This is a genomic window from Corynebacterium glaucum (genome assembly GCF_030408855.1).
Lineage (GTDB): Bacteria > Actinomycetota > Actinomycetes > Mycobacteriales > Mycobacteriaceae > Corynebacterium > Corynebacterium glaucum.
Genome location: NZ_CP047358.1, coordinates 1,629,700 through 1,654,505, shown reverse-complemented (window position 1 = coordinate 1,654,505; position 24,806 = coordinate 1,629,700). Strand labels below are relative to the sequence as shown.

The window sequence follows — 24,806 nt, the reverse complement described above, 5'->3', positions numbered from 1 at the left end:
GCGCATACAATGGCGCTTATGCTCAACGTGACCGACCTGCGGGGCACGACCCCAACCACTGCTGAACTGCGCCGGGTGCTGCCCCGCGGCGGCGCCGATGTGAATTCGGTGCTTCCCACCGTAGGCCCAATCGTGGAGGCGGTTCACGAACACGGCGCTGAAAAAGCCTTGGAATACGGTGAGCAGTTCGACCGAATCCGTCCAGTGTCGGTCCGCGTTCCCGCTGAAGTGATCGACGCGGCTGAGCGCGAGCTGGATGCGGCGCTGCGTGACGCGCTGACGGAGGCGATCGCGCGCATTCGCGCGGTGCACGCGGAGCAAAAGCCTGCCGCGCACACCACCACGCTCGGGCCGGGAGCGACCGTGACCGAGACGTTTATCCCCGTGGCGCGCGTCGGTCTCTACGTGCCGGGTGGCAAGGCGGTGTACCCGTCGAGCGTGCTCATGAACGTGATTCCGGCGCAAGAGGCCGGCGCGTCCTCCATGGTGGTGTGCACCCCGCCGCAGGAGGAGTTCGGCGGCTGGCCGCACCCGACGATCCTGGCCGCATGCAAGCTGCTCGGCGTCGATGAGGTGTGGGCGGTCGGTGGCGCGCAAGCCGTGGCGCTCATGGCCTTCGGAGACGACGCTTACGGGCTCGAGCCGGTGGACATGGTCACTGGTCCCGGCAACATTTTCGTCGCCGCCGCGAAGCGCTTGGTCAACGGCGTGGTAGGGATCGATGCCGAGGCGGGCCCGTCCGAGATCGCGATCATCGCCGACGACTCCGCCAACCCGGAATTCGTCGCGCTCGACTTGATCTCCCAGGCGGAGCACGACGAGAACGCAGCGAGCGTGCTCATCACCGCTTCGTCGCAGCTTGCCGAGGCGGTTGCCCAGGCCGTCGATAAGCGTGCTGCGCAAACACTCAATGCGCAGCGCGCAGCGTCGGCGCTCGGCGGCTCGCAGTCGGGCATTGTGCTTGTCGACGACCTGGAGCACGCAATTCTGGTTGCCAACGCCTATGCCGCCGAGCACCTTGAGGTGCACACGCGCGATGCTCGGGCTGTGGCTGAGCGCATTACGAATGCCGGCGCGATCTTTGTCGGGGACTACTCGCCGGTGCCGCTGGGTGATTATGCGGCTGGGTCGAACCATGTGCTGCCGACGTCGGGTACGGCGCGGTTCAACGCGGGGCTGTCAACCCACACCTTCTTGAAACCGGTGAACCTAATCGAATACGACCGGGCGGCGCTGGAGCAGATCGGCGAGCACATCATTGCGCTCGCGGCTGACGAACAATTGCCGGCACACGGCGAGGCGATCGCGGCACGGATGGAGCAGAAATGAACGCAGTGAACGACGTCAGCGCAGTAAACCTGGAGCAACTTCCACTGCGCGACGAGCTGCGCGGAAAGTCCGCCTACGGCGCGCCTCAGCTCCAGGTGCCGGTGGCGTTGAACACCAACGAGAATCCCTACCCGCCGTCGCAGGCATTGATTGATGACTTGGTGGAGGCTGTGACCAAGGTCGCCTCCACCCTGAACCGGTACCCGGAACGCGACGCGGTGGAGCTACGCGATGCGCTGGCGGAGTACGTCAGCGGTCAGACCGGCGTGGCCATGACCCGCGACAACGTGTGGGCGGCGAACGGCTCCAACGAGATCCTGCAGCAGCTGCTCCAGGCGTTCGGCGGGCCGGGGCGCAGTGCGATGGGGTTTGTCCCCAGCTACTCAATGCACCCGATTTTGAGCTCCGGCACCCAGACCGAATTCATCGCGGTGGATCGCGGCGCGGACTTCCGGATTGACGTGGAGCGTGCAGTGGAGGCGATTGAAAAACACCGCCCTGACGTGGCGTTTGTGACTTCGCCGAACAACCCGACAGGTGATGTCACCGAGCTGGAAGACATCGCGCGCATCATTGAGGCAGCGCCGGGCATTGTGATTGTGGACGAGGCGTACGGGGAATTTTCGCCATCGGCGTCGGCGTGCACGCTGCTAGAGGCCTATCCGGCGAAGCTCGTGGTCTCGCGGACCATGAGCAAGGCCTTCGATTTCGCGGGCGGGCGCCTGGGGTATTTCGTGGCCGCGCCGGCGTTCATCGAAGCGGTGATGCTGGTGCGTTTGCCGTACCACCTCTCTGTGCTCTCCCAGGCTGCGGCGATTGTGGCGCTTCGCCACGCCGACGAGACCCTGGGCAACGTGAACAAGCTCGCCCACGAGCGAGAGCGTGTCCAAGCCGAACTGGTCGCAATGGGCTACGATGTCGTGCCGAGTGAGTCCAACTTCCTGTTCTTCGGCCAATTTGACGACTCGCGCACGGCGTGGCAGCAATTCCTAGACCGGGGGGTGCTCATCCGCGACGTAGGCGTGGCTGGAAGGCTGCGGGTGACCATTGGGCTCGACTCGGAAAACGACGCGTTTTTGGCAGCGGCGAAGGAGGTCATTGATGGCTGAGCTTGACTCGGATCGTGGTGCAGCGAGGATCGGACGCGCGCAGCGCACCACCAGCGAATCCAACATCTCTGTGGAAATTGACCTCGACGGCACCGGCAAGGTTGATGTTGCCACCGGCCTGCCGTTCTTCGACCACATGCTCACCGCTTTTGGCACCCACGGTGCGTTTGACCTGACCGTGCACGCCGACGGCGACACTGAGATTGATGCGCACCACACGGTGGAGGACACCGCAATCGTGCTCGGCTGGGCGCTGGCCGACGCGATCGGGGACAAAGCGGGCATCCGTCGCTTCGGCTCCATGCTCCTGCCGATGGATGAGACCCTGGTTGAAGCCGTGGTTGATTTCTCCGGCCGCCCCTACTTTGTGATGCACGGCGAACCCGAGCACATGACTTGGCAGACCATCGGTGGACACTACGCCACCGTGATCAACCGCCACTTCTTTGAAACACTGGCGTATAACTCGCGCACTACCTTGCACGTCAATGTGCGATACGGTCGCGACCCGCACCACATCACTGAGGCCGAGTACAAGGCTGTTGCCCGCGCCATCCGCGAAGCCGTGAGCCGCGACGACAAGCTCACTGGCGTTCCGTCGACGAAGGGAGCGCTCTAACCCGGTATGGCTGGACTCAGCTGGGTAGCCCGTTCACGGGCACCACTGTCTCCCGAGGAAATTCATTCGCTCACGAGTGTATGGCGGGCCCGCGGCCTGGTGCCGGTGTTGATCGCAGTCGGTGCCGCGTTCGGTGCGTGGTCGCTGCTCCTGCCGGTAGTGCCGACCGCGGTGATCGATGCCGGGCAAAGCGAGACGCTTGCTGGTCTGAGTACCGGCGTGTTCATGCTGGCAACCGTGACTACGCAGGTGTTCACGCCGTGGATGCTACGCACCATTGGCTACCGTGCGGTGATCGCGGTTTCCGCGCTGCTGCTTGGCGGCCCAACATTCGGGTACATGCTGGGCATGGATCCGACACCGCTGCTGACCGTGAGCGCCATCCGCGGCATCGGCTTCGGAGCACTCTCCGTCGCGGAAGCGGCGATCATCGCGGAACTGGTGCCGCTGCGGCTGCTCGGCAGTGCGACAGGAGCACTCGGCCTCGTGGTGGGGGCCGCCCAAATGCTTGCTCTCCCGTCTGGCCTGGCGCTTGTCGGTGTCGTGGGGTACAACGCTGTGTACGCCATCGGCGGCGGCATCAGTTTGATCGCGCTGGTAGCCACCATGCTGATACCCGGGATTCCCACACCCGATGAAGATGAGCAGACTCAGGCCTCTGCAGTGCGGGCGCCGACATGGCACCTGGTGCTCGTGCCCGCGCTGGCACTGATGTTTGTCACCACCGCCTACGGGGCGATCACCAACTTCTTGCCTGCGTCGATGCGTGACCTCGACCCGGTCTATGGCGCGGCTCTGGCTGGCGTGATGCTGGGCGTGATGAATTTCGCGGCGATGATTTCGCGCTACTTTGCCGGCCGGGTCATGGACCGGAAGGGCCAGCCAGGCAGCGTGCTCATCCCGTTCCAGATCGCCGCCGCCGCTGGTGTGCTCATGATGTCGATCATCCTCTTCCTCGAACTGCCGGTGTGGACCATGACCATCGCGGCGCTGTTCTACGGAGCGGGCTTCGGCGCAGTGCAGAATGAGTCGTTGACCATGATGTTCTACCGCCTGCCACGATCGAAAGCGTCGCAAGCATCGGCGATCTGGAACATTGCGTTTGACGGTGGCACGGGGCTGGGTTCCACGTTCTACGGCGCGGTGCTGACCACCATGGTGTTTGCGCCCATGTTCGGCCTGGCCAGCGCGGTCATTCTGCTGGGCCTCGCGGTGACACTGATGGATCGCCAGCTGGGACGTCACCGCGTAGTGGAAGTGAACAACCTCGCAGTGCGAATGCGCGCGGTGCAGCCTCCGATTCGATACCGTCGCAGCGACCACCGTTCCGAGCGCTAGCGTCTAGAGCTGGTTGAACGGGGGCTTGCGGCGGTGGACCATCCGCCACGTCAGCGTTTCCTGGCCCGCAGAGGCAGCCACCGGCTCCCACTCGGCCTGGCCTGAAACCTGGTCTCCGTAGTCCATCCAGAAGCGCATCAGACGCGAAGCCTCGTCGAGAGATTCGGTGCGTAACGCGAAGTGGTGGCCAGTGTCCTCGTCGCGGTATTCCACTACCCACGCGCTGCGCTCGAAGTCCCGCATGGTGAAGATGTAGGTCTCCGCGTCATAGCCGCGCATGGTGTAGACGAGGTCTTCGTACCGCCGATCGCGCAAAGTAACGGCATCGTCGGTATCGTCCTCCAAACATCGCTGCTCGAGTCCGCGCAGGTATTCGTCGACAAGCTCCGGTGAGGCGAAATCAGCATCCGTGGTGAGGGTGCCGATGCCGAACTTCGAGGTTTCGGTTCCTCGTGTGATCACTGCATCGTAGTGCGGGACGGCGAGGCTGATCCCGTGTTCGATTGCTTGCTGGGACAGGCCCTCAGCAAGCATGACTGGGAACGAGAGCTTTGGGACGATGCCGATGACGCCGTCTCCTGCAATGTAGGTGTCAGCTACCCACCGGTAGTCCTGTGCCGCTTGGCGAAACGCCTCGAGCGGTGGGGTGGTGCGTTCGGGATGGCGCAACGCGGCGTCGATCACGGGAAGGATGAATTGTGCGTCGGTGGCCTCCATCGCGTAGATGTGTGGAACGTCCGGCGCGGGCTTGGACTCCGGCTGAGCGGGAGAGGGATGATGCGTTCCCGGTGTGGCTGCAGGGAAGCTCACATTTGCGGTCGCTGGGGCGAGATCGGGAACTGGATCGAAGTCGTCCTCGGTATAGGGATCGCACACGTCGGCGAGGAACTCGTCAAAATCGGCGTAGACCACGTACAGCTCGTCGAGGTCGGATTCGAAGTAGAGGATCGAGCCCTTCGGAAACTTCGGGTTGATCACGTTGATGATAAGCGGTGTGTGGGTGGTGTCATAACCGGTGGCGAAGAACAGGCCCCACCGCGGGTACTCCCACTCCCTGGCAATGACTCGCGCATCGGAGTCGAGGTTGATCCTCATCGTGTCGGAGAATTGGCCGTTTCCGTAGATGGTGTTGAAACCTTCGAGGGGCACCTCGTCACCGTCGCAGTATCGCCTGCTTAGGCTGTATTTTTCCGAGAGTTCTCCGCCGCCGGTAGCCAAGAGAAGTTCCCGGTAGCTATCAGGCAGTTCGAGCTGGATGTTGCGCTCGATCTCAGCGATGCGTGCTTCGTCGCAGGGAGTGCCTTGGCGGTAAAACAGGTCGTCTGGCAGGTTCATTTCCGCTCCTTCGGTGGACGTTCGGCTAAGCGCTAAACTCACACACCATGAGTACTCAACCTCGCGTGGCATTGCTCGATTACGGCGCAGGCAACCTTCGCTCGGCGCAACGCGCAATCGAACGCGTCGGTGCGGATGTCGAGGTCACCCAGGACCCCCACGTGGCGGTCGAGGCCGACGGTCTGGTGGTGCCAGGAGTCGGTGCGTTTCCGGCGTGCATGCGGGGACTCGAGGCGGTCGGCGGGCCGTGCATCGTCGGGCAGCGATTGGCTGGCAGCCGTCCGGTGCTGGGGATCTGCGTGGGTTTGCAGGTGATGTTTGAGCGCGGGGTCGAACACGGCGTGGATACTCCTGGTCTGGGCGAGTGGGACGGGGTCGTCGATAAGCTTGAAGCTCCCGTGCTGCCACACATGGGCTGGAACACTGTGGACATCCACCCTGAGAGCGCGATGTTTGCTGGCCTTAATGCGGAGACCCGCTTTTACTTTGTGCACTCCTACGGGGTGCGCGAGTTCGTAATGGAGGCCGACGAGTTCATCGCATACCCCAAGGTGAGCTGGGCAACGCACGGGCCGAGCAGGTTCGTTGCCGCGGTGGAGAACGGCCCGTTGTGGGCTACGCAATTCCACCCAGAGAAGTCCGGCGACGCGGGCCTGGCGCTGCTGGAGAACTGGGTGAAGACGCTAAGGTAGCCGGTTACCATGAAGCGCATGAAGTTTGAACTGCTGCCAGCCGTCGATGTTGTGAATGGGCAAGCCGTCCGCCTCGATCAGGGTGAGGCCGGCACCGAGAAGGTGTACGGTGCCCCCCTCGAGGCGGCGCTGGAGTGGCAGTCACAGGGTGCGCAGTGGCTGCACTTTGTGGACTTGGACGCGGCATTCGGACGCGGCTCGAACCACGAGCTGATGGCGGAAATCACCGGCAAGCTCGACATTGCGGTGGAGCTCACCGGGGGCATACGTGACGACGAATCCTTGGAACGTGCCCTGGCTACCGGCGCGCGCCGGGTGAACATCGGCACGGCGGCGCTGCAGAACCCGCAGTGGACGGAATCGGTGATCGCGCGCCACGGCGACAAGGTTGCCATCGACATTGCTGTGCGCGAGGAGGACGGCACCTGGCGCACGAAGGGAAATGGCTGGACCTCGGACGGCGGGGATCTGTGGGAGGTGCTCGAGCGTTTCGATGCCGCTGGGTGTGCCCGCTTCGTGGTCACCGACGTGAGCAAGGATGGCACGCTGGAAGGCCCAAACGTGGACTTGCTGCGAGATGTCTCCGCCGCAACCGATGCGCGCGTGACCGCATCCGGTGGTATCGCAACACTTGACGACGTGGTGGAGTTGTCGCGCTACGTTGAGGAGGGCATCGATTCCGCGATCATCGGCAAGGCGCTCTACGAGCGCCGCTTCTCCTTGCGTGAGGCGTTGGACGCGGTGGCGGAGTAGGCATGCCGAACCCCGAGGAGCTTGAGCGCTACATGCGTGTGGCCGCCGACGCCGTGGCGCGGGCGCGCAAGCACTTTGTCTCTGAACTCGGTGCGGCACCGGCGCTGCGCAAAGGCCCGGGAGATTTCGCAACCGAGGCGGATCTAGCCATTGAAGCCATGCTGCGCGAGGACTTGGAGCGCGCCACCGGCATCAGCGTCTTCGGCGAGGAGCACGGCGGCAAGTTCAACCCCGATGCCTGCTGGGTACTCGATCCGATCGACGGCACCTCCAACTACTCATCCGGCAACCCGAACAGTGCGATCCTGGTTTCGCTGATCATGGGCGGAGAACCGGTAGTGGCGTTCATCGACATCCCGCTGCTCAACTTCCAAGTACACGCGGTGGCTGGGGGACCGGTGATCTGCAACGGCGAAGTGTTGCCCCCGGTGGGGCAGGAGTCAGCCGCGGCGGCTCAGGTCGGTGTCGGCTCGGTCGGCTCCGACGACCGCCGCCGCTTTCCCGCCTCGCAACGTCTGGCGCTCATCGGCGCGCTGGCGGAGACGGATTTGCGTCCGCGAATCTCTGGCTCGGTTGGGGTTGACCTCGCCTTCGTCGCACTGGGGATTTATCAGGCAGCGGTGAGCTTCTCGCCGCACATTTGGGACAACGCTGCGGGAGTCTTACTCGCGCGATCCGCGGGCGCAGTGGTCACGGACACCGAGGGCGGCCCGTGGACGCTTGACTCCACCGGCGCGATTGTGGGCACCCCGGCGGCGCACGCAACCGTGCTGAGTACCATGTTGCAGGTACAGCACCCGCGTTCTTAGACGCGCGGTGGAGCGTAACCGAAGGGGTAAGCCGTGGCCGTCGCCGTAAGAATCATTCCGTGTCTCGACGTGGATAACGGGCGAGTGGTCAAAGGCGTGAACTTTGAAAACCTGCGCGATGCGGGCGATCCAGTGGAGTTGGCTAAACGCTACGGCGAGGAAGGCGCGGACGAGCTCACCTTTCTCGACGTCACCGCCTCGAAGGAGGGACGCGGCACGATGCTTGAGGTCGTCCGCCACACGGCAGAACAGGTCTTTATCCCGCTCACGGTCGGCGGCGGTGTGCGCTCGGCGGACGACGTGCGTGAGCTGCTGCGCGCGGGCGCCGACAAGGTCAGCGTGAACACCGCCGCGATCTCGCGGCCGCAGCTGCTGCGCGAGCTGGCAGACGAGTTCGGGGCGCAGTGCATTGTGCTTTCCGTCGACGCGCGCCGGGTTCCCGAAGGAGCAACCCCGCAACCTAGCGGTTTCGAGGTAACCACCCACGGCGGTACGCGCTCCGCTGGCATCGACGCGATCGAGTGGGCGCGCACCGGCGAGGACCTGGGCGTTGGGGAGATCCTGCTCAACTCGATGGACGGCGACGGCACGAAGTCCGGCTTTGATCTTGAACTCATCCGTCTCGTGCGCGAGGCCGTCTCCATCCCGGTGATCGCCTCAGGCGGAGCCGGAAGCGCCGAGCACTTCCCACCGGCAGTCGACGCGGGCGCGGACGCGGTGCTCGCCGCATCGATCTTCCACTTCGGCGAGGTCACAATCGCCGAAGCGAAGGCAGCACTCGCAAACTCGGACCACGAGGTGCGTTGAATGCAACCGGCAGACTACGAGCTCGACCCGGCGATCGCCGCCCGCCTCAAGCGCAACGACCAGGGGCTCGTCCCCGCGATTGTGCAGGCAGCTGGCACCGGTGAGGTCCTCATGATGGCCTGGATGGATGATCACGCGCTCGCCCATACCCTTGCCACCCGCCGCGGCACGTACTATTCGCGTTCCCGCGACGAGTACTGGATCAAGGGCGAGACCTCCGGCAACGTTCAGCACGTTGAGGCGGTAGCACTCGATTGCGACGGCGACACCCTGCTTGTCACCGTCACCCAAACGGGCGGCGCCTGTCACACTGGCGCGCGCACCTGCTTCGATGAGGACGTGTTGTTCCCGTGACCCAGCCGACTGACAAAGGATTGAGCCGCACCGGGGCCGCCCTCATTGGCCTCGGTGCCGCGCTGCTGTGGATCGCCTCGCGCCTTACCTGGGTTTCCGCAGGTTACACGGACGATCTCAGCGGCAACGGCGTCGTCTCACTTACAGGTGCCGGCTGGTCGCTCGAGACTACAGCGGTCGCCTTATTGCTTCTGGTCGGCATGATTGGAGCTTTTGCTTTACGACGCCTGGGCCGACGCATCGTCGGTGCCGTCAGCGCCATCGCAGCCGCGGCGGTAGCTATCTCACCTGTCCAACTGCTCATCCGCGGCGCAGATCCAGAACGCGTCCGTGCGATTTTGGCTTCCCGCGCGGAGGTGGTGGCATCGCCGAATGCGGGGGATACGATCGGGCAGTGGGCGGAGATAACCGCTGTCGACGTGCCTAGTACCGGACCCGTGTTGGCGGTGGTTGGGTGCGCCCTTGCCCTGGTAGGTGGGTTGATGGTAGCCGTTCGACCCGGTGCCGACGCGCCGAAGCAGAACAAATACGAGAAGGAAACGGTACGCCGCGAGCACATCCACGAAGACATGGAAGCCCGGCCAGATTCGGGCCGCGTGATGTGGGACGCTCTCGACGCAGACATCGATCCGACGGATACCGATTCCAAAGGGTGATTTCATGATGTCACGGCCCGCCAACTACCCTGAAACTCAGTAGAGGTGCGTCCGACACGTGAAGCGAGGTGGTCATGCTTGCCCCCAGCGCGGCGAACGAGGTCGTCGCCGGCGTGCTGCGAGACGTCGCCAAGCGTGAAGCCCTCGTGTCATTTCAAGACATCAAGGCTCGGTCGCGCGCGATGGCACCGACCCGGGATGCCCGTGCGGCGCTGTTGCGCAACGGCTGCAGCGTCATCGCCGAAATCAAGCTGAACTCCCCGGTCTACGGTCCGACGGGAGTGGAGCGCCGTGACATCGCCGAGGTTGCGCGCGCGATTGAGGAGGGCGGGGCACACCTCATCGCTTGTCAGACCGAGAGGTTGCGTTTCGACGGCTCGCTGAACGACATGGCCGATGCCCGCGACGCGGTAGAGCTGCCAATGGTGTGCCGCGATGTGATTGTGGACCCCTACCAGATCCACGAAGCGCGCTGCTACGGCGCAGATGCCGTTCCGCTGCAGGTGGGGATCCTGGAGCAGGCGAGGTTGTGCGCACTCTTGGACCGCGCGGAGTCGCTCGGCATGGTGGTGATGGCAGAAGTGCGCACGCCAGAAGAAGCCGACCGTGCCCTTGCCGCAGGTGTGAGCGTGGTTGCGGTGAACTCTTGGACTTTCGACACCAATGATTTGCAGCGCGGTGCGTTTGCCGAAATCGCGCCCGGGTTACCCAGTGAAATCATCAAGATCTCACTAGGCGGTGTGCGCGGGGTGCGCGACCTAATGGACGCCGCGTCCTGCGGTGCCGACGCTGTCCTCGCCGCCGAGGCCATCATGAGCGGCGAGGACATTTTTACGGCGACCCGCAAATTGGCCGCAGCCGGCCAGCATCCTTCCTGCCCGTCGCGCCGCTAGGGCTGATTTGCGTAGGGCATACTGTTGGGCGTGGAAACCATGATCCTGGCCAACATCCCGTCGCCGCCGCAGGGTGTGTGGTACCTCGGGCCCGTGCCCATCCGTGCCTACGCACTGTGCATCATCGCCGGCATCATTGTCGGAATGAGAATCGGGATGCGGCGCTACGCAGAGCGCGGAGGCAACCCGGAGACTGTGCTGGATGCGGCGATTGTGTGCATTCCTGCCGGCATTATCGGCGGCCGTTTGTACCACGTGATCACGGATTACGACAAGTACTTCGGTGAAGGGAAAAACCCTTGGCAGGCGTTCAACATCTCGGCCGGTGGCCTCGGGATCTGGGGCGCGGTGGCGCTTGGTGCGCTCGCGCTGTGGGGGTTGATGCGTTACAAGCAGTTGCCGTTTTTCCCGCTGGCGGATGCCCTTGCCCCTGGAGTCATCCTTGCGCAAGGCATCGGACGGCTGGGCAACTGGTTCAACCAAGAGCTTTACGGTGCGCCGACGGACGTGCCGTGGGCGTTAGACCTGTACTACCGCGTGGACGAGGCGGGCAAGTACGCGCCGATAACTGGCAGTTCAACCGGTGAAGTGATCGCCAGTGTCCACCCGACATTCCTGTACGAGCTGATTTGGAACGTCTTCGTCTTCTTCGTGCTGATTTGGGCCGACAAAAAGTTCCGCCTTGGCCACGGCAGGGTGATGTGGCTCTACGTCGCTGGCTATACCTTCGGCCGATTCTTCATTGAGCTCATGCGCACCGACGAGGCCAACACGATCTTGGGCTTGCGCGTGAACACTTGGGTCTCCGGGATCGTATTTATCGTGGGTCTCATCCTTTTCTTCCGTGCGCCAAAGGGCAGGGAAACCCCGGCGGAAGTCGACCCCGGTTTCTACCGCGAGCAGCATCCAAAAGAGTTGGGGGAGAGCGCCCAACCCACAGCGTCGGGGACTACTTCGGCTACGCACCGTGAGGGCGAAACGCGCTATGGTGGGCAAGTGGAAGACGGGCCGCAAGCGCGGAACTAAAGCTTCGATACTGCGCAACTTTGTCCGCGCTAGGTCTGTGGAAACCGCCAACAGGAACTAGGTTTAAACGACGTGGATAGACGAACAAAGATCGTATGTACGCTCGGCCCGGCTGTGGCCAGCAAAGATGCAATTCTGGGACTTGTTCGCGACGGCATGGATGTCGCCCGCCTCAACTTCTCCCACGGTGACTACCCTGACCACGAACAAAACTATCGCTGGGTGCGCGAGGCGACCGATGAGACTGGCCACGCGGTCGGCATCCTCGCAGACCTGCAAGGCCCGAAGATCCGTCTGGGCCGCTTCGAGGGCGACGGCAAGACCGTGTGGGAGACTGGTGAGGTTGTCCGCATCACCGTCGATGATGTTGTAGGCACACACGACCGCGTGTCAACGACGTACAAAAACCTGGCACAAGACGCGCAGCCGGGCGATCGTTTGCTTGTCGACGATGGCAAGGTCGGCCTCGTCTGCCTCGAAGTCGACGGCAACGATGTGGTTTGCGAGGTGACCGAAGGCGGCCCCGTTTCCAACAACAAGGGTGTTTCGCTTCCGGGCATGAACATTTCCGTGCCGGCGCTGAGTGAGAAAGACAAAGAAGACCTCCGCTTTGCGTTGCGTCTCGGTGTCGACTTGATCGCGCTCTCCTTTGTGCGTTCCCCGTCTGATGTCGACTTGGTCCACGAGATCATGGACGAGGTCGGTCGCCGTGTCCCCGTGATCGCGAAGCTGGAAAAGCCCGAAGCTGTCGATGCGCTCGAGTCGATCGTGCTCGCTTTCGACGCGGTCATGGTTGCCCGCGGTGACTTGGGTGTGGAGATTCCGCTTGAGCAGGTGCCGCTGGTGCAAAAGCGTGTGATTCAGATTGCACGTGAGAATGCGAAACCGGTGATCGTCGCAACGCAAATGCTTGATTCGATGATCGAGAACTCCCGACCGACCCGCGCCGAGGCTTCCGATGTGGCGAATGCCGTGCTCGACGGTGCGGACGCGGTGATGCTTTCCGGTGAGACTTCGGTGGGTGTGGACCCGCACAACGTGGTGCGCACAATGGGCCGCATCGTGCGTTCGGCGGAGACGATGGGCTCGGTACCACCGCTGAACCACATTCCACGCACAAAGCGAGGTGTGGTGTCGTACTCCGCGAATGATATTGCGGACCGCTTGAACGCGAAAGCGATTGTCACGTTCACTACCTCTGGCGATACTGCGCGCCGCGTCGCCCGGTTGCACCCGGAGCTGCCGCTGCTGGTGTTCACTCCGGTGCAGCAGGTGCGCTCGCAGCTTGCGGTGACGTGGGGTGTGGAGACGTTCCTGTGCCCGGACGTCTACTCCACTGACGACATGATTCGTACCGTTGATGAGCAGCTGCTCTCTGTGGAGAAGTACAACCTCGGTGACACCATGGTGCTTGTCGCTGGTACCCCGCCGGGGGTCGCTGGTACCACGAACACGATCCACGTGCACCAGCTCGGTGAGGACACCCGCAACCCGCAGTAGCTACCCTCGGTGGGCATGGCTGACATTGAGATCCGTGATGCCCACCTTCACAATCTGCGCAACGTAGATGTAGACATTCCGCGCGGCCAGCTCGTGGCGGTAACTGGGGTATCCGGCTCGGGCAAGTCCTCCCTGGCGTTTGGCACCATTCACGGCGAGGGGCAGCGGCGCTACTTAGAATCGGTAGCGCCTTTCGCGCGTCGCCTCATCGGCGCTGCAGTGGACCCGCAGGTGGGCTCAGTGAAAGGACTGCCACCGACCGTGGCTCTCGAGCAATCCACTTCCGGCGGCGGGGCGCGCTCAACGGTGGGGACGGTCTCCGCGCTGTCCAACAGCATCCGCCTGTTGTACTCGCGTGCCGGCGACAATCCGAAGGGGCTTTACTCCGACTCGTTCTCGCCCAACACGCCCGAGGGCATGTGTCCGACATGCCAGGGCACTGGGGTGGTGCACGAGCCGACCGAGCAGTCGATGGTCCCAGACCCGACGCTGTCGATCGAGGGCGGCGCCATCGCTGCTTGGCCAGGAGCCTGGGCAGGCAAGAACTTCCACGACATCCTGCAAACGCTTGGCTATGACCTCGATTCCCCATGGCAGGACCTGTCGAAGAAGGACCGCGAGTGGATCCTCTTCACTGACGAGCGCCCCGTGGTCACCGTCAAGCCCCTGCGCGGCGCCGACCAGATTCAACGCAACTATGAGGGCACATGGCGTTCGGTCGCGTCCTACTTGACCAACACGCTCGCAGAAACTCAGTCGGACACGCTGCGCAAACGTGTGCTATCCTACATGGAATCGCGCGTTTGCGAGACGTGCAACGGTCGGCGCCTCAACCCCGAGGCGCTCAAGGTCACCTACGCCGGCATGCCTATCGACGAGCTCGGCGCCCTCCCACTGGACCGTGTCCACGAGATCCTTGCAGCGCAGAAGCCCCAAACAGGCTCCGCCGAAGACCTGCTGCTGAAGCAGATCCTGCCGGCGCTGGAGTCGGCGCTCGACCTCGGTCTCGCTCACCTGAGCCTGGATCGCCCCGCGCCAACGCTTTCCGCCGGTGAGCTGCAACGCATCCGCTTGTCAGCGCAGCTGCGGTCCGGCCTATTCGGCGTGGCATACGTGCTTGACGAGCCGTCCGCCGGACTTCACCCTGCCGAGCGCGGAGCGGTGCTCGACATCTGCCGACGCTTCATCGACGCTGGCAACTCCGTGCTCCTGGTCGAGCACGACATGGAACTCGTCGCGCAAACTGATTGGCTCGTCGATGTCGGCCCGCTCGCCGGCGAACGAGGCGGGGAGGTTGTCTACTCCGGGCCCACCAGCGAATACTCCGGGGATGCGCCCACTGCGACGGCGCTGGCCAATCGCACTCTCACGCTTAACGACGACCCACGGTCCGCTGCTGGCACCCTGACGCTGTCCGGTGTGGAGGCCCGCTCTATTCAAGGGCTGAACGTTGAGTTTGGGCTCGGGCAGTTCACCGCTGTGGCCGGTGTGTCCGGCTCAGGCAAATCCACGTTGGTCAGCACCGTGCTCGCTGGTGTAGTGCGCGAAGCTGCGTCGGCAGTCGTAGATGAGGACAACGACGAGGCCGAGTCGGAGGCGACAACGGGGGAGACCGGATGGACCGTCGACAAGCGCGAGGGCTTCGACGCGGTTAACCGCGTCGTGCAGATCACCCAGAAGCCGATCGGGCGCACTCCGCGCTCGACGCTGGCGACGTACACGAGGCTCTTCGACGGCGTGCGCAAACTCTTCGCGGACACCACCGAGGCGAAGGACCGTAAATGGACCGTGTCGCGGTTTTCCTACAACGTGAAGCAGGGGCAGTGCCCGACATGCGGCGGCGCCGGCAAGATCGAGGTGGAGCTGGTGTTCTTGCCCGGTTCCTACACCACCTGTCCGGACTGCAATGGCGCCCGATACAACGACGAGACGCTTGAAGTCTCCTGGGAGGGTCTGAACATCGCGGATGTACTCAACCTGACCGTCGACGAGGCCGCAGATGAGTTCGCCGACGAGCCGAGGATCCGCCGCGCTGTCGAAACCCTGCAAGCTGTGGGTCTGGGGTACCTGCGGTTGGGGCAAGGTGCTCCGGAACTGTCCGGCGGCGAAGCGCAGCGCATCAAACTGGCGACCGAGCTGCAACGCTCCCGCAACTCGCGCCGAGGACACACCGTGTACCTGCTCGACGAGCCCACCACTGGCCTCCATCCCGCAGATGTGGCCTTGCTGGTCAAGGAGCTCAACGGTCTCGTCGATGCGGGGCAGACCGTAATCGTGGTCGAGCACGACCTCTCGGTGATAGCGCAGGCGGATCGCGTCATCGAGATGGGTCCCGGCGCCGGTAACGACGGCGGGCAAGTGGTCGCCGAGGGCACACCGGCAGAACTCGCCGAATGTGACACCGCGACCGGACGGGTGCTTGCGCAGCGGGCGGGGTAACTCCACCCACTGAGGGGGTAGGACTGCCCCTGAGAAAAACCTGATTGATAGGGTTGAGCGATAGTTTTGGACGATGTACAACATGAGTATGCGTCTTCCACAACTTCCGCTCCCCATCGAACAGATCATTGCCGGCGTTGTCGGCCTGCTCACCGTGATTGGGCTCTTTGTCGGCTTCAACGCTGGCACTGGGTCCGGCTCTTCCGAGAAGCCGTCCTCGACCGCCACCACCATTACCTCGGCTCCAACCACTTCCACAACGCCGACCACTGAGCCTGGCACAGGGACCGGCCCAGCAAAGCGTGATTCAGACGTCACTCCGAACCGCTCGATCAAGCAGGCCGAAGAGACCGCGTGGTCGAAGTGGGAGAAGGTTGAAGGTAGCGACGCTGTGCGTATCTTCTACACCACCGGCACGCCGGAATGCTACGGCCAGTACGCCGATGTTGAGGAGACCGATACCGAGGTGAAGGTACGCCTTTACTCGGGTGTCCTGCCTAACGCGCCGGAAGCCTGCATTGCCATCGCCCTCGAAGGCAGCATGGTTGTGTCGCTCAAGGCACCGTTGGGTGACCGCAAGGTCGTCCAGGTGGCTAAGCCGTAGTTACGCTTTCAAACCCCTCCCACCACCAGGCCTGCCAGTCGGCAGCGTTCGGGTGCGTCGGAGGGGTCACTCTTTGCTCGCCCGCGCGCAGTTCACTCACCGGGCTCACACCATGCAGGGAGTTCAAAAACCACAGCGGAGCACTCGCACACAGTTCCAAAGAGAGCTTTCGCTTATCGACGCCTAGGCCCAACGCTCTCGCCCGCTCCGCCACCTGCGCAAGGGTGATGCTGGGTAACCACACGCCGTCGGGTACAACCAGCGCGTCGTCAACCCACGCCACCAGCGCGCCGGTGGTGGTTTCCAACAGTGCACCGTCGGCGTCTGTGATCACGGTGTCATCGGTGCCCGCGACCTGATGGCGTTTCCGGTATGCAGCGAACGCTGGGAAGTCAGGGCCTTTCACCAGGGGCTGCGTGCGGGGATCTGCGGTGTCGGTAGCGGCGTGAACATACGTCAGGGTTGTGCGGGTGCGTGCGGTGGGTGCAACGCGAACGTCGACAAGCAATTGCCCCTGACTGAGTGCGATGCGGGGGAAGAGCTCGAGCGATGGGTCGAGCACACCCAACAGGGCCACGAGGAAGCCGCGGGGGAGCGGGCCTGCGGTGGCTTCGAAGCGCGCGATGTGTTCCGCGAAGCCGTGGGCGCGGCCGCGGGAGTGCCGCCAAGAGTCGGCGACGGTGAACGGTCCCTGGGCGGGGTCGCACGCGACGAGCTCGCCGCCGGCCCAGCGGTAGCTGCGCACGGCTAAATCAGGGCAGGGCGGCCCGGGTGGGCACCCTCGACAAAGCCGCCGTCGTAGAGCAAATCCAGCACGGGCTCGCAGCCCTGCGCCAGCGCCGCCTCCATCTCGGACGGGTACACGGGGTAAACGCCGAGGAAGTGGACCTTCTCGTTGCCGACTGGCGTGGCCAGGAGGTTGCCCTCCGTGTCCAGCGTAAGCACGCCGCCGATGATGATGCCGGAGAATTCGCTGCCCGGATAGGTGTCGTGCAGGTCGGGGCCAGCTTGAATCGTGGTGCCGTACCCCAGCCACGTGTTCATGTCCTTCGGCAGGCGCGCGGTGGACTTGATCAGGTTCATCGGCCAGGCGATCCGGTCGGCTTCCTCGCCGCGCCGGGAGTTGATCTCGGCGAGCGGCCAGTCGCCGGGCAGCGTCATTACCAGTTCGGTGCGGTTGTATTCCTCGCTGCCTTGCGGCATCGGCATCCGGTACTCGTTCATGCCGGAGGTGACCAGCGTCCAGAATGGGCGCTCCTGCGTGGGCTCCCAGCAGTACACGTCGATGTGCAGCTCATCCGAGATGAGCTCGTGGAAGACGGTGTAGTCCTCGCCGAGGATTGGCGCGAGGCGGAAGTCGACGACGTCTTCTGGACCTTCTCGGTCTTCTGGTTCCGGCTGCGTTTTGTTGAAGAAGTTGAACACCTCGACGAGCCTACTGCCACGCACCCAGGACTGCCTGCGACTTCAGGTTCCTCTCAGCGAGCTCTGCGCCGGGATCCGAGTCCAACACGATCGCACCGCCCGCACCGACGGTGAGCTTCTCACCGGTGCGCACCGCCGTGCGGATCACCACGCTTAAGTCAGCCTGACCGTCGAAGCCGAGGTAGCCCAGCGCACCCGAGTACACGCCACGCGGACCGGTCTCGAGCGCGTCGATGATCTCGCAGGTGCGCAGCTTCGGCGCGCCCGTCATCGACCCCGGCGGAAATGCCGCGCGCAGCAAGTCCACCAGGCTCGCATCGTTGCGCAGCGTCCCCGTCACCGTGGACACCAGCTGGTGCACCGTGGCAAAGGTCTCCACCGCCATCAACTTCGGCACCTCGACAGTGCCGGGTACGCATACCCGCGACAGGTCGTTGCGCAGCAGATCCACGATCATCAGGTTCTCCGCACGCGTTTTCGGGTCGCTGGTCAAAAGTTCCGGGTCCTCATTCCGCGCGATCGTGCCCTTGATTGGCTTCGCCTCCACCACGCGATCACGCACGGTGAGGAAGCGCTCTGGTGAAGCACTCATCACCTCCACCTCGCCGAAGCACAGGTGCGCGGCGTACGGCGCGGGATTATGCGCGCGCAGGTCGGGGTAAAGCTCGCCGCTCGCCTCCGCCTCGTAGGCGTCAGTCAGGCACACCTCGTAGCTCTCTCCCGCATGCAAACTCTCCTGGGCTTGCTCGATCCGGTCGAGGTAATCGTCGGTTCGCCAGGAGCCATTGCTTATCGACGCCCCCTTGAACCCCACATCCTCACCCTCCAGCGCCTTCTCCAGCCGGGCGAGGAGCTGCGCGGTTTCTTCCGTCGGCGTGCCTTCATGCAGGCAGCAGAGGTGGGCGACGTGTTTTTGGTGGTCGATGACGATCCAGGACTGCGGCCGCACGAAGTACGCGTCCGGGGTTTCGGGGCGGTGGCATGAGGTGTACGGCAGCGTCAGCTGCGCGCATTCGTAGCCCAGGTATCCCACGAGCCCGCCAGTGAACGGCAGGTCGGGCGGGTTGGCGAGGCCCGCGTCGAGTTCCTGTTCCAGCGTCGTGAGAATGTCCGGATCGCCGCCGAGGCGGTAGGGGATGACGCGGCTGAGCGACCCTGTGGCGTCGCCGATGATGGAGTACCGCCCGCGCGCATCCGCAGAGTCGAGCCAAAACGCGTGGTTCCCGTCGGCCCGGATTGCGTTGAATATGTGCTGCGGGTTCAAGGGGGCGTCGATAAGCACATGCTCGATGTGCCACCGTGCTCCCAGGAAGTTTCTGATGAGCTGCTCACCGTGCTGGGTGAGGATTGATTCCGGGTGGAACTGCACGCCCCAGTGCGGTCGGTCGTCGACTTTGAGGGCCTGGATGATGCCGTCTTCGCTGCGTGCGTGGACGGTGATGCCGGGGACTTCGGTGATGTGCAGCGAGTGGTAGCGCACGGCGTCGAAATTTTGGGGCAGGCCCGCGAAGATGCCTTCGCCGGAGTGGGTGATCTGGCTGACGAAGCCGTGGCGCGGTTGCGGGGCGCGGGTGACGCGGCTGCCTGCGAGCGCAGCGAGGCCCTGGTGGCCGAGGCAGACGCCGAGTAGCGGGATGCTGGCGGCGGCTTCGATTACGCGGCGGGAGCCGGCGAAGTCCGCGTCGTTCTCCGGCGTGCCGGGGCCGGGGGAGATGACGATGTGGCTGAACTCGCCGGCTGTGATGCGTGCTCGGAGGTTGAGTGCATCGACCTCGGTGGCGGCGACGACGAGTGGTTCGTTGCCCGACGCCTTCGCGATGAGGTGGGCGAGGTTGAACGTGTACGAGTCGTTGTTGTCAACGAGGAGGATCTTTTGGCGACGCGTCGCACCCTCGGGCATGGTCACAGAGGCAGCGTAGCGTACGGGTTTTTGGCGGTTCGTAGGCGATGGCGTTGGGGTTGGCCTGGAACGCGGTGAAGGGGGCGTTCATAGGCGAGTGCTCGGCTTCACCGCTTTAACCGCTTCAGCGCTTTGACCCCAACTCCGGGTGGATCGGGGTCGGCTGGATCTTCCAGACCTCCTCCGCGTAGTCGCGGATGGTGCGGTCGGAGGAGAAGCGGCCGGACTCGCAGATGTTGATCCAGCACATGCGTGCCCAGTGGTCCGGATCGGCGTAGTACTCCTGGGCCATGCGATCGCGGGTCTCGCGGTAGGAGGCGAAGTCGCCGAGCACGTAGTAGACGTCGGCGGCATCGTAGCCGAAGCCGTTAAGCAGGGACTCGCGGATGTCGTGGAACATGCCGGTGCCCTGGTCGTCCAGCGTGCCGTCGACAAGCGCATCGAGCGCTCGCATGAGGCCAGGCGTTTCGGTAGCTGCCTCGCGCGGATTGTAGTTGCGCTTCAGCTCCGGCAGCTCCTCCTCGAGCGCGCCGAAGATGTAGGCGTTGTCCTCGCCGACGGAATCGACGATCTCGACGTTCGCGCCGTCCATGGTGCCCAGCGTGAGAGCGCCGTTCATCATGAACTTCATGTTCGAGGTGCCGGAGGCTTCCTTACCGGCGGTGGAGATCTGCTCCGAGACGTCCGAGGCCGGGATGATGTGCTCGGCAGGGGAGACGTTGTAGTTCTCCACGAACACGATGTGGATGTACTTCGAAACCTCCGGGTCGTTGTTCACGAGGTCCGCGACGGTGTTGATCAGCTTGATGATGCCCTTAGCCATGACGTAGCCGGGCGCTGCCTTGGCGCCGAAAATGAAAGTGCGCTTCGGCACATCGGTGTAGCCGTCTTTCTTAATGCGGAAGTACAGGTCAATGATGTAGAGTGCGTTCATCAGCTGGCGCTTGTACTCGTGCAGGCGCTTGATCTGCGCGTCGAAGATCGAGTCCGGATCGATTTCTGCGCCCTGGCGCTCGTTGATCCACTCGGCGAAGTCGCGCTTGTTCGCGTTCTTGATCTCTCGCAGCTCGCGCATGACCTCCGGGTCATCTGCGAAGTGGCGCAGCTCCTTGAGCTTGGACAGGTCGGTGACCCAGTCGTCGTTGCCGGCGAGGCGATCCAGCAGCTCGCTCAGGCGCGGGTTGCACATGCGCAGCCAGCGGCGCGGGGTGACGCCGTTAGTCTTGTTGTTGAACTTCTCCGGGGCGAGCTCGTGCCAGTAGCCCAAGGTGTCGCGCTTGATGATCTCGGTGTGGATCGCGGCCACGCCGTTGATCGAGTACGAGGCGTAGCAAGCGATCCAGGCCATGTGGACGATGCCGTCGTGCACCGGGGAGTACTTGTGAGCAAGCTCCGGTTCGATGCCGCGGGCTTCCATGTCGATGCGGTAGCGGCGGTCGATCTCCTGCACGATCTCCCAAATGCGCCAGAACAGCTGCTTGAAGATGGACTCTTCCCACGTCTCCAGTGCCTCTTGCAGCACGGTGTGGTTGGTGTACGCGAAGGTCTTGGTGGTGACTTCCCAGGCGTCCTCCCAGCTCATGTCGTGCTCGTCGAGCAGGATGCGCATGAGCTCCGGGATGCCCAGCACCGGGTGAGTGTCGTTGAGCTGGATGGAGTTGTACTCGTGGAAACGGCTCAGATCGTCGCCGTGGTGGGTGACGTAGTTTTCCACCAGCTCCTGCAGCGAGGCGGACACGAAGAAGTACTGCTGGCGAACGCGCAGCAGCTTGCCGGCGTAAGAGGAGTCGTTCGGGTACAGCACGCGGGTGATGTCGTGCACGGCCTCGCGCTCCAGGATCGCGTCGGTGAAGCGCTGGGAGCTAAACGCGTCGTAATCGAACTCGTGCATCGGCAGCGCGTCCCACAGACGCAGCGTGCCCACGTTGTCGGTGCCGTAGCCGGTGATCGGCATGTCGTAGGGCACCGCGCGCACCTGCATGTCGTCGAACTTCACAAAGCGCTGCTGCGTGTTGCGGCGGACAACGAACGGGTAGAAGGCTTCCTTCCATGCGTCCGGGTGCTCCTTTTGGAAGCCGTCCACGAACTCCTGGCGGAATAGGCCATAGCGGTAGAGCAGGCCGTAGCCGGTGAGCGGGTAATCCTGGGTGACTGCGGAATCCAGGAAGCAGGCGGCCAATCGACCAAGGCCGCCGTTGCCCAGTGCTGCGTCGCTTTCAGCTTCAAGCACGTCCGAAAGCTCATGGCCAAGTTCGCGGGTGATTTCTTCCGCCTGCTCGACGAGGCCGAGGTTGGTCAGGTTGTTCAGCAGTGCGCGACCCTGCAGGAACTCAGCCGAGAAGTACGCTGCCTGGCGGGCGCCGGCGTAGGTGTTTCGGGTCTCCTCCCAGTTGTCGGCAATCTGCTCGACCACTGCGGCCGAAAGGCCGGTCCAGAATTTCTCCACGGTGGAGTTCGAAGGTGATTTGCCGGAAAAGCCCTTGACGTGGCCAGCGAGAGTGTCTTTCAGCTCAGGGGTGTGTACGTGGGTGTCCATTCATCAAACCTTTCGGAGAAGCTGTGCAGCCAATGCCCGGCCAAGCCTACCTACCCACCCGCGCTTACTCAGCGCGAGCGAGCAGCGTCAACGCTGCCACCACACCAGCATCCGTCGCCGCCCGGATCGTCGGCTCGTACTCCGGAAGGAATGTCGGCATGTGGTTCACCGGCACATCTAGGTCAACGCGATCCTCAGCGACTGCCTTATCCCACACATGTTGCGGCGTGCATCCGATCAGCCAGAAAAGGTAGGGCGCGCCGAATGCGGTTGGGATAGTGGGGAAGTCCTCGGAGACCGTCTTCGGGTCGGCGGTGACGGAAGTTTCCCCGAACGCCTCGTCGAAGCGAGCGCGGACGGTCTCGAACAACGCTTCGTCGTTAGTGAGCAAGTCCCCGTGAGCGAAGAACTCGATCTTGGCCTCGCCCTCGGCTCCTGAAGCTGCGACCTCTGCGTGCACGATCCGCTCGATGGACGCGTACACCTTCGCCTTGACCTTGTCGGAGTAGAAGCGGCAGTTGAGTACCAGCTCGGCTTCCGCCGGGATGATGTTGATGGTGCTGCCGGCGTGCACGCTGGCAACGGTGACCACTGCGAAATCGGCGGGGTTGACCTCGCGGCCGACGATGCCCTGGAGACGCGCGATGATCATCGCCGCAGTGAACGTCGGGTCGATCGAATTGTGCGGCATCGAGCCGTGCGCGCTGCGGCCCGGGATGGTGATGCGGATCGAATCGCACGCGGCGAACTGCGGGCCGGGTTTGCTCATGACCTCGCCGGCGCGACCCGGCATCACGTGCTGTCCGAAACACACATCCGGGTGCGGAATGCGGTCCACCAAACCATCTTCGACCATTGCCGCAGCGCCTTCGGCGGTCTCCTCTGCCGGCTGGAACAGCGCGATGAACGTGCCAGCCCACTGATCGCGGGTGTGGTCCATAAAGTCGCAGACCCCCAGCAGCGCAGCGGTGTGAATGTCGTGACCGCAGGCGTGCATGGTGCCGGTGGTTGCCGCGTAGTCCACGCCGGTCGCCTCGGTGACTGGAAGGGCGTCGAAGTCGGCGCGGTGCAGCACGACCGGGCCATCGCCATTTGTAAATACCGCGCAGATACCCGTGCCGCCGATCGGTGCGATCACCTCGCAGTCGAAGCGCTCAAGCTCCTTCAGGATGCGGGCGTGGGTTTCGTGTTCCTGCATTGCCAGCTCCGGGTTGGCGTGCATCCACTCGTAGAACTCGCGCTGCCACGCGGCATCGATCTCGTAGGTCTCAAGCAGCTGGTGCATCGGCACGGTGGTCATCGGTCTTGCCCTTCCTTACTCAGCATCGGGTTGTAGAGCAGCACGTTGCGCGCGGGGGTGCACTCGGCGGCAATGCGGATATCGCCCGCAACACGGCCCTCATCGCGCAGCCGATAGAGGTTGGTTACCAGCCGGTCGCGCACGTCGAACGGAGAAAGCGTGTTCACGTAGATCTTCGTGTTGCCCTCGAACCCGGCGACGGTGGAGAGGCGCCACTTAATGTTCACGCGCCACGGCATCGGTACGTCCAAATCCACCGGGCGGTAATGCCACTCCTCGTTGCAGGCAACCTCGGGCCCGGTCGCGGCGTGCACGGCATGCAACAAGTCGGAGAAGCCGCGCACCTCTTCCTCCGATTGGCGCCACGGTTCACACGTCGCGGATTTCGAGTAGATCGCCGTAGTGGGGTAGCGGTGCCCAATGCCAGCAACCACCACCGCATAGTCGTTCTCTGCGATGACCAAGTTGTGATACGACGCGTAGTTCACGCCCCACTCGTTGTACATGTTGAGGTTGCGGCGCAGCTTCGCAATCTCCATCTCGGCCTGCACGCCGCGCTCATCAATTGTGACCAGCTGCTTGTGCAGGTGGTCGAACGAGGCACCGGCAGCAGAGAGCCAGTTCTGAAACACCACCACGTACGGCGCGTAGCGGTTCGCCTCGAGCAGGTCACGCAGGGCGTCGATAGTGAAAGCGGTGAAGCCATGGTGCTCGTCCGGGGTCAGCGTGCCGGAGCTGGCCAACTGCGAATCATCCGTCGCACCGTCGACGAAGTGCCGCCGCGCGATAATCACGTCGTGCCCGCCGCCGAAATACGCGGGCGCAAGGGCCAAAAGCTCATCTTCGCTCTCCGCCTCGCCCAGACCAGAAGCGCGCATGCGCGTGCGCGCAATCTCATACACGTGCTCGCGGCCAGCCGAGTCGGCCAAGTAGGTCTCCATGTGCCGGCGCCGGCCCTCCGGCATCTCGTAGCCGTAGTTCTGCACCCAGTAGTCGTAGGAGACGATCTCGAACAGGTTGGGTACGCGGCGGAACTCCGCGCGAGTCTCGCCAAGCTGGTGCGGCATCTGGTCGCGCAGGATTTGCCACCGGCCATCTTCGCCGCGGAATGTGCGGGTTTTTTCCGGTGGGGTAGCCAGCTGCTTCGCCTCGCAGAAGTTGCACGAGTGCGTAAACGCATCGTCTCCCAGCGCTTCCGGTTCCTTCGAGCGGTTCGACAACGGCCGGTTGCCCCGCCCGGGCACGGTCCACACCTGCGTTCCGGAAAACGGGCTGACTTGTTTGATCGTGCCGTCAGCCATCGTGGTCAAGGCATGTTTCGGCGATTGCACGTCCAAAGGCATGCTTTGCACCCTACTCGCGCCACCGAAGGCTAGCCTTGG

At 63.6% G+C, this 24,806-nt stretch carries 22 protein-coding genes; 15 read left to right on the top strand and 7 right to left on the bottom strand.

Going from position 1 to position 24,806, the window contains the following annotated elements:
• Positions 1–18 precede the first annotated feature (18 nt).
• From hisD to CGLAUT_RS08005, 4 genes are read left to right on the top strand one after another with little or no spacing between them, the layout of a single operon-like run.
• On the top strand, positions 19–1,329 hold the full coding sequence (hisD, locus tag CGLAUT_RS08020) for a histidinol dehydrogenase (protein ID WP_290184505.1): 1,311 nt from the start codon (positions 19–21) through the stop codon (positions 1,327–1,329).
• On the top strand, positions 1,326–2,438 hold the full coding sequence (locus CGLAUT_RS08015; RefSeq protein WP_290184504.1) for a histidinol-phosphate transaminase: 1,113 nt from the start codon (positions 1,326–1,328) through the stop codon (positions 2,436–2,438). Before hisD ends, CGLAUT_RS08015 begins: the two co-directional genes overlap by 4 nt.
• A complete protein-coding gene (gene hisB / locus CGLAUT_RS08010; protein ID WP_290184502.1) occupies positions 2,431–3,057 on the top strand; it encodes an imidazoleglycerol-phosphate dehydratase HisB in 627 nt (208 codons plus the stop codon). Before CGLAUT_RS08015 ends, hisB begins: the two co-directional genes overlap by 8 nt.
• Positions 3,058–3,063: 6 nt before the next feature.
• Entirely contained in the window at positions 3,064–4,395 is a 1,332-nt protein-coding gene (locus CGLAUT_RS08005) for an MFS transporter (RefSeq protein ID WP_290184501.1), read from the top strand.
• A gap of 3 nt (positions 4,396–4,398) precedes the next feature.
• On the opposite strand, the gene CGLAUT_RS08000 is transcribed toward CGLAUT_RS08005, so the two are convergent.
• Positions 4,399–5,730 carry an SMI1/KNR4 family protein gene (locus CGLAUT_RS08000; RefSeq protein ID WP_290184499.1) on the bottom strand — a complete coding sequence of 444 codons (1,332 nt, stop codon included), beginning with the start codon at positions 5,728–5,730 and terminating at the stop codon, positions 4,399–4,401.
• A 47-nt stretch (positions 5,731–5,777) separates the two neighbouring features.
• Between CGLAUT_RS08000 and hisH the strand changes: the two genes are divergently transcribed.
• From hisH to CGLAUT_RS07945, 11 genes are all read left to right on the top strand, one after another.
• Positions 5,778–6,422 carry an imidazole glycerol phosphate synthase subunit HisH gene (gene hisH / locus CGLAUT_RS07995; RefSeq protein ID WP_290184497.1) on the top strand — a complete coding sequence of 215 codons (645 nt, stop codon included), beginning with the start codon at positions 5,778–5,780 and terminating at the stop codon, positions 6,420–6,422.
• A gap of 18 nt (positions 6,423–6,440) precedes the next feature.
• Positions 6,441–7,175: a bifunctional 1-(5-phosphoribosyl)-5-((5-phosphoribosylamino)methylideneamino)imidazole-4-carboxamide isomerase/phosphoribosylanthranilate isomerase PriA gene (gene priA / locus CGLAUT_RS07990; RefSeq protein ID WP_290184495.1), complete on the top strand. Its 735-nt coding sequence runs from the start codon at positions 6,441–6,443 to the stop codon at positions 7,173–7,175.
• A 2-nt stretch (positions 7,176–7,177) separates the two neighbouring features.
• Positions 7,178–7,984, top strand: coding sequence for an inositol monophosphatase family protein (locus CGLAUT_RS07985; RefSeq protein WP_290184493.1), 807 nt, complete (start codon positions 7,178–7,180; stop codon positions 7,982–7,984).
• 33 nt (positions 7,985–8,017) lie between these two features.
• Positions 8,018–8,791: an imidazole glycerol phosphate synthase subunit HisF gene (hisF, locus tag CGLAUT_RS07980; RefSeq protein WP_290184492.1), complete on the top strand. Its 774-nt coding sequence runs from the start codon at positions 8,018–8,020 to the stop codon at positions 8,789–8,791.
• Entirely contained in the window at positions 8,792–9,145 is a 354-nt protein-coding gene (gene hisI, locus CGLAUT_RS07975) for a phosphoribosyl-AMP cyclohydrolase (protein ID WP_290184491.1), read from the top strand.
• On the top strand, positions 9,142–9,801 hold the full coding sequence (locus CGLAUT_RS07970) for a TIGR02234 family membrane protein (protein WP_290184490.1): 660 nt from the start codon (positions 9,142–9,144) through the stop codon (positions 9,799–9,801). The genes hisI and CGLAUT_RS07970 overlap by 4 nt, the downstream gene beginning before the upstream one ends.
• A 74-nt stretch (positions 9,802–9,875) precedes the next feature.
• Positions 9,876–10,694 carry an indole-3-glycerol phosphate synthase TrpC gene (locus CGLAUT_RS07965; RefSeq protein ID WP_290184488.1) on the top strand — a complete coding sequence of 273 codons (819 nt, stop codon included), beginning with the start codon at positions 9,876–9,878 and terminating at the stop codon, positions 10,692–10,694.
• 39 nt (positions 10,695–10,733) lie between these two features.
• The gene (gene lgt / locus CGLAUT_RS07960; protein WP_290187096.1) at positions 10,734–11,720 is read left to right on the top strand and encodes a prolipoprotein diacylglyceryl transferase; all 987 of its coding nucleotides are present in this window, start codon (positions 10,734–10,736) and stop codon (positions 11,718–11,720) included.
• Between the two features lie 72 nt (positions 11,721–11,792).
• Positions 11,793–13,220: a pyruvate kinase gene (gene pyk / locus CGLAUT_RS07955; RefSeq protein ID WP_290184487.1), complete on the top strand. Its 1,428-nt coding sequence runs from the start codon at positions 11,793–11,795 to the stop codon at positions 13,218–13,220.
• Between the two features lie 15 nt (positions 13,221–13,235).
• Positions 13,236–15,659, top strand: a complete 2,424-nt coding sequence (locus tag CGLAUT_RS07950; RefSeq protein ID WP_290184486.1) for an excinuclease ABC subunit UvrA — start codon at positions 13,236–13,238, stop codon at positions 15,657–15,659.
• An 82-nt stretch (positions 15,660–15,741) separates the two neighbouring features.
• Positions 15,742–16,263 carry a hypothetical protein gene (locus CGLAUT_RS07945; protein ID WP_290184484.1) on the top strand — a complete coding sequence of 174 codons (522 nt, stop codon included), beginning with the start codon at positions 15,742–15,744 and terminating at the stop codon, positions 16,261–16,263.
• Here CGLAUT_RS07945 and CGLAUT_RS07940 read toward each other — a convergent pair.
• From CGLAUT_RS07940 to CGLAUT_RS07915, 6 genes are all read right to left on the bottom strand, one after another.
• The gene (locus tag CGLAUT_RS07940; protein WP_290184483.1) at positions 16,253–17,008 is read right to left on the bottom strand and encodes an aminotransferase class IV; all 756 of its coding nucleotides are present in this window, start codon (positions 17,006–17,008) and stop codon (positions 16,253–16,255) included. The genes CGLAUT_RS07945 and CGLAUT_RS07940 overlap by 11 nt on opposite strands.
• A 2-nt stretch (positions 17,009–17,010) precedes the next feature.
• Positions 17,011–17,712 (bottom strand): suppressor of fused domain protein, encoded by a 702-nt coding sequence (locus tag CGLAUT_RS07935; protein ID WP_290184481.1) that lies wholly within the window; start codon positions 17,710–17,712, stop codon positions 17,011–17,013.
• Positions 17,699–19,588 carry a chorismate-binding protein gene (locus CGLAUT_RS07930; protein WP_290187095.1) on the bottom strand — a complete coding sequence of 630 codons (1,890 nt, stop codon included), beginning with the start codon at positions 19,586–19,588 and terminating at the stop codon, positions 17,699–17,701. The genes CGLAUT_RS07935 and CGLAUT_RS07930 overlap by 14 nt, the downstream gene beginning before the upstream one ends.
• A gap of 124 nt (positions 19,589–19,712) precedes the next feature.
• Entirely contained in the window at positions 19,713–22,124 is a 2,412-nt protein-coding gene (locus tag CGLAUT_RS07925; RefSeq protein ID WP_290184479.1) for a glycogen/starch/alpha-glucan phosphorylase, read from the bottom strand.
• Between the two features lie 64 nt (positions 22,125–22,188).
• Positions 22,189–23,424, bottom strand: coding sequence for an amidohydrolase (locus CGLAUT_RS07920; protein WP_290184477.1), 1,236 nt, complete (start codon positions 23,422–23,424; stop codon positions 22,189–22,191).
• A complete protein-coding gene (locus tag CGLAUT_RS07915) occupies positions 23,421–24,767 on the bottom strand; it encodes a DUF4921 family protein (protein ID WP_290184476.1) in 1,347 nt (448 codons plus the stop codon). The genes CGLAUT_RS07920 and CGLAUT_RS07915 overlap by 4 nt, the downstream gene beginning before the upstream one ends.
• Positions 24,768–24,806: the final 39 nt, after the last annotated feature.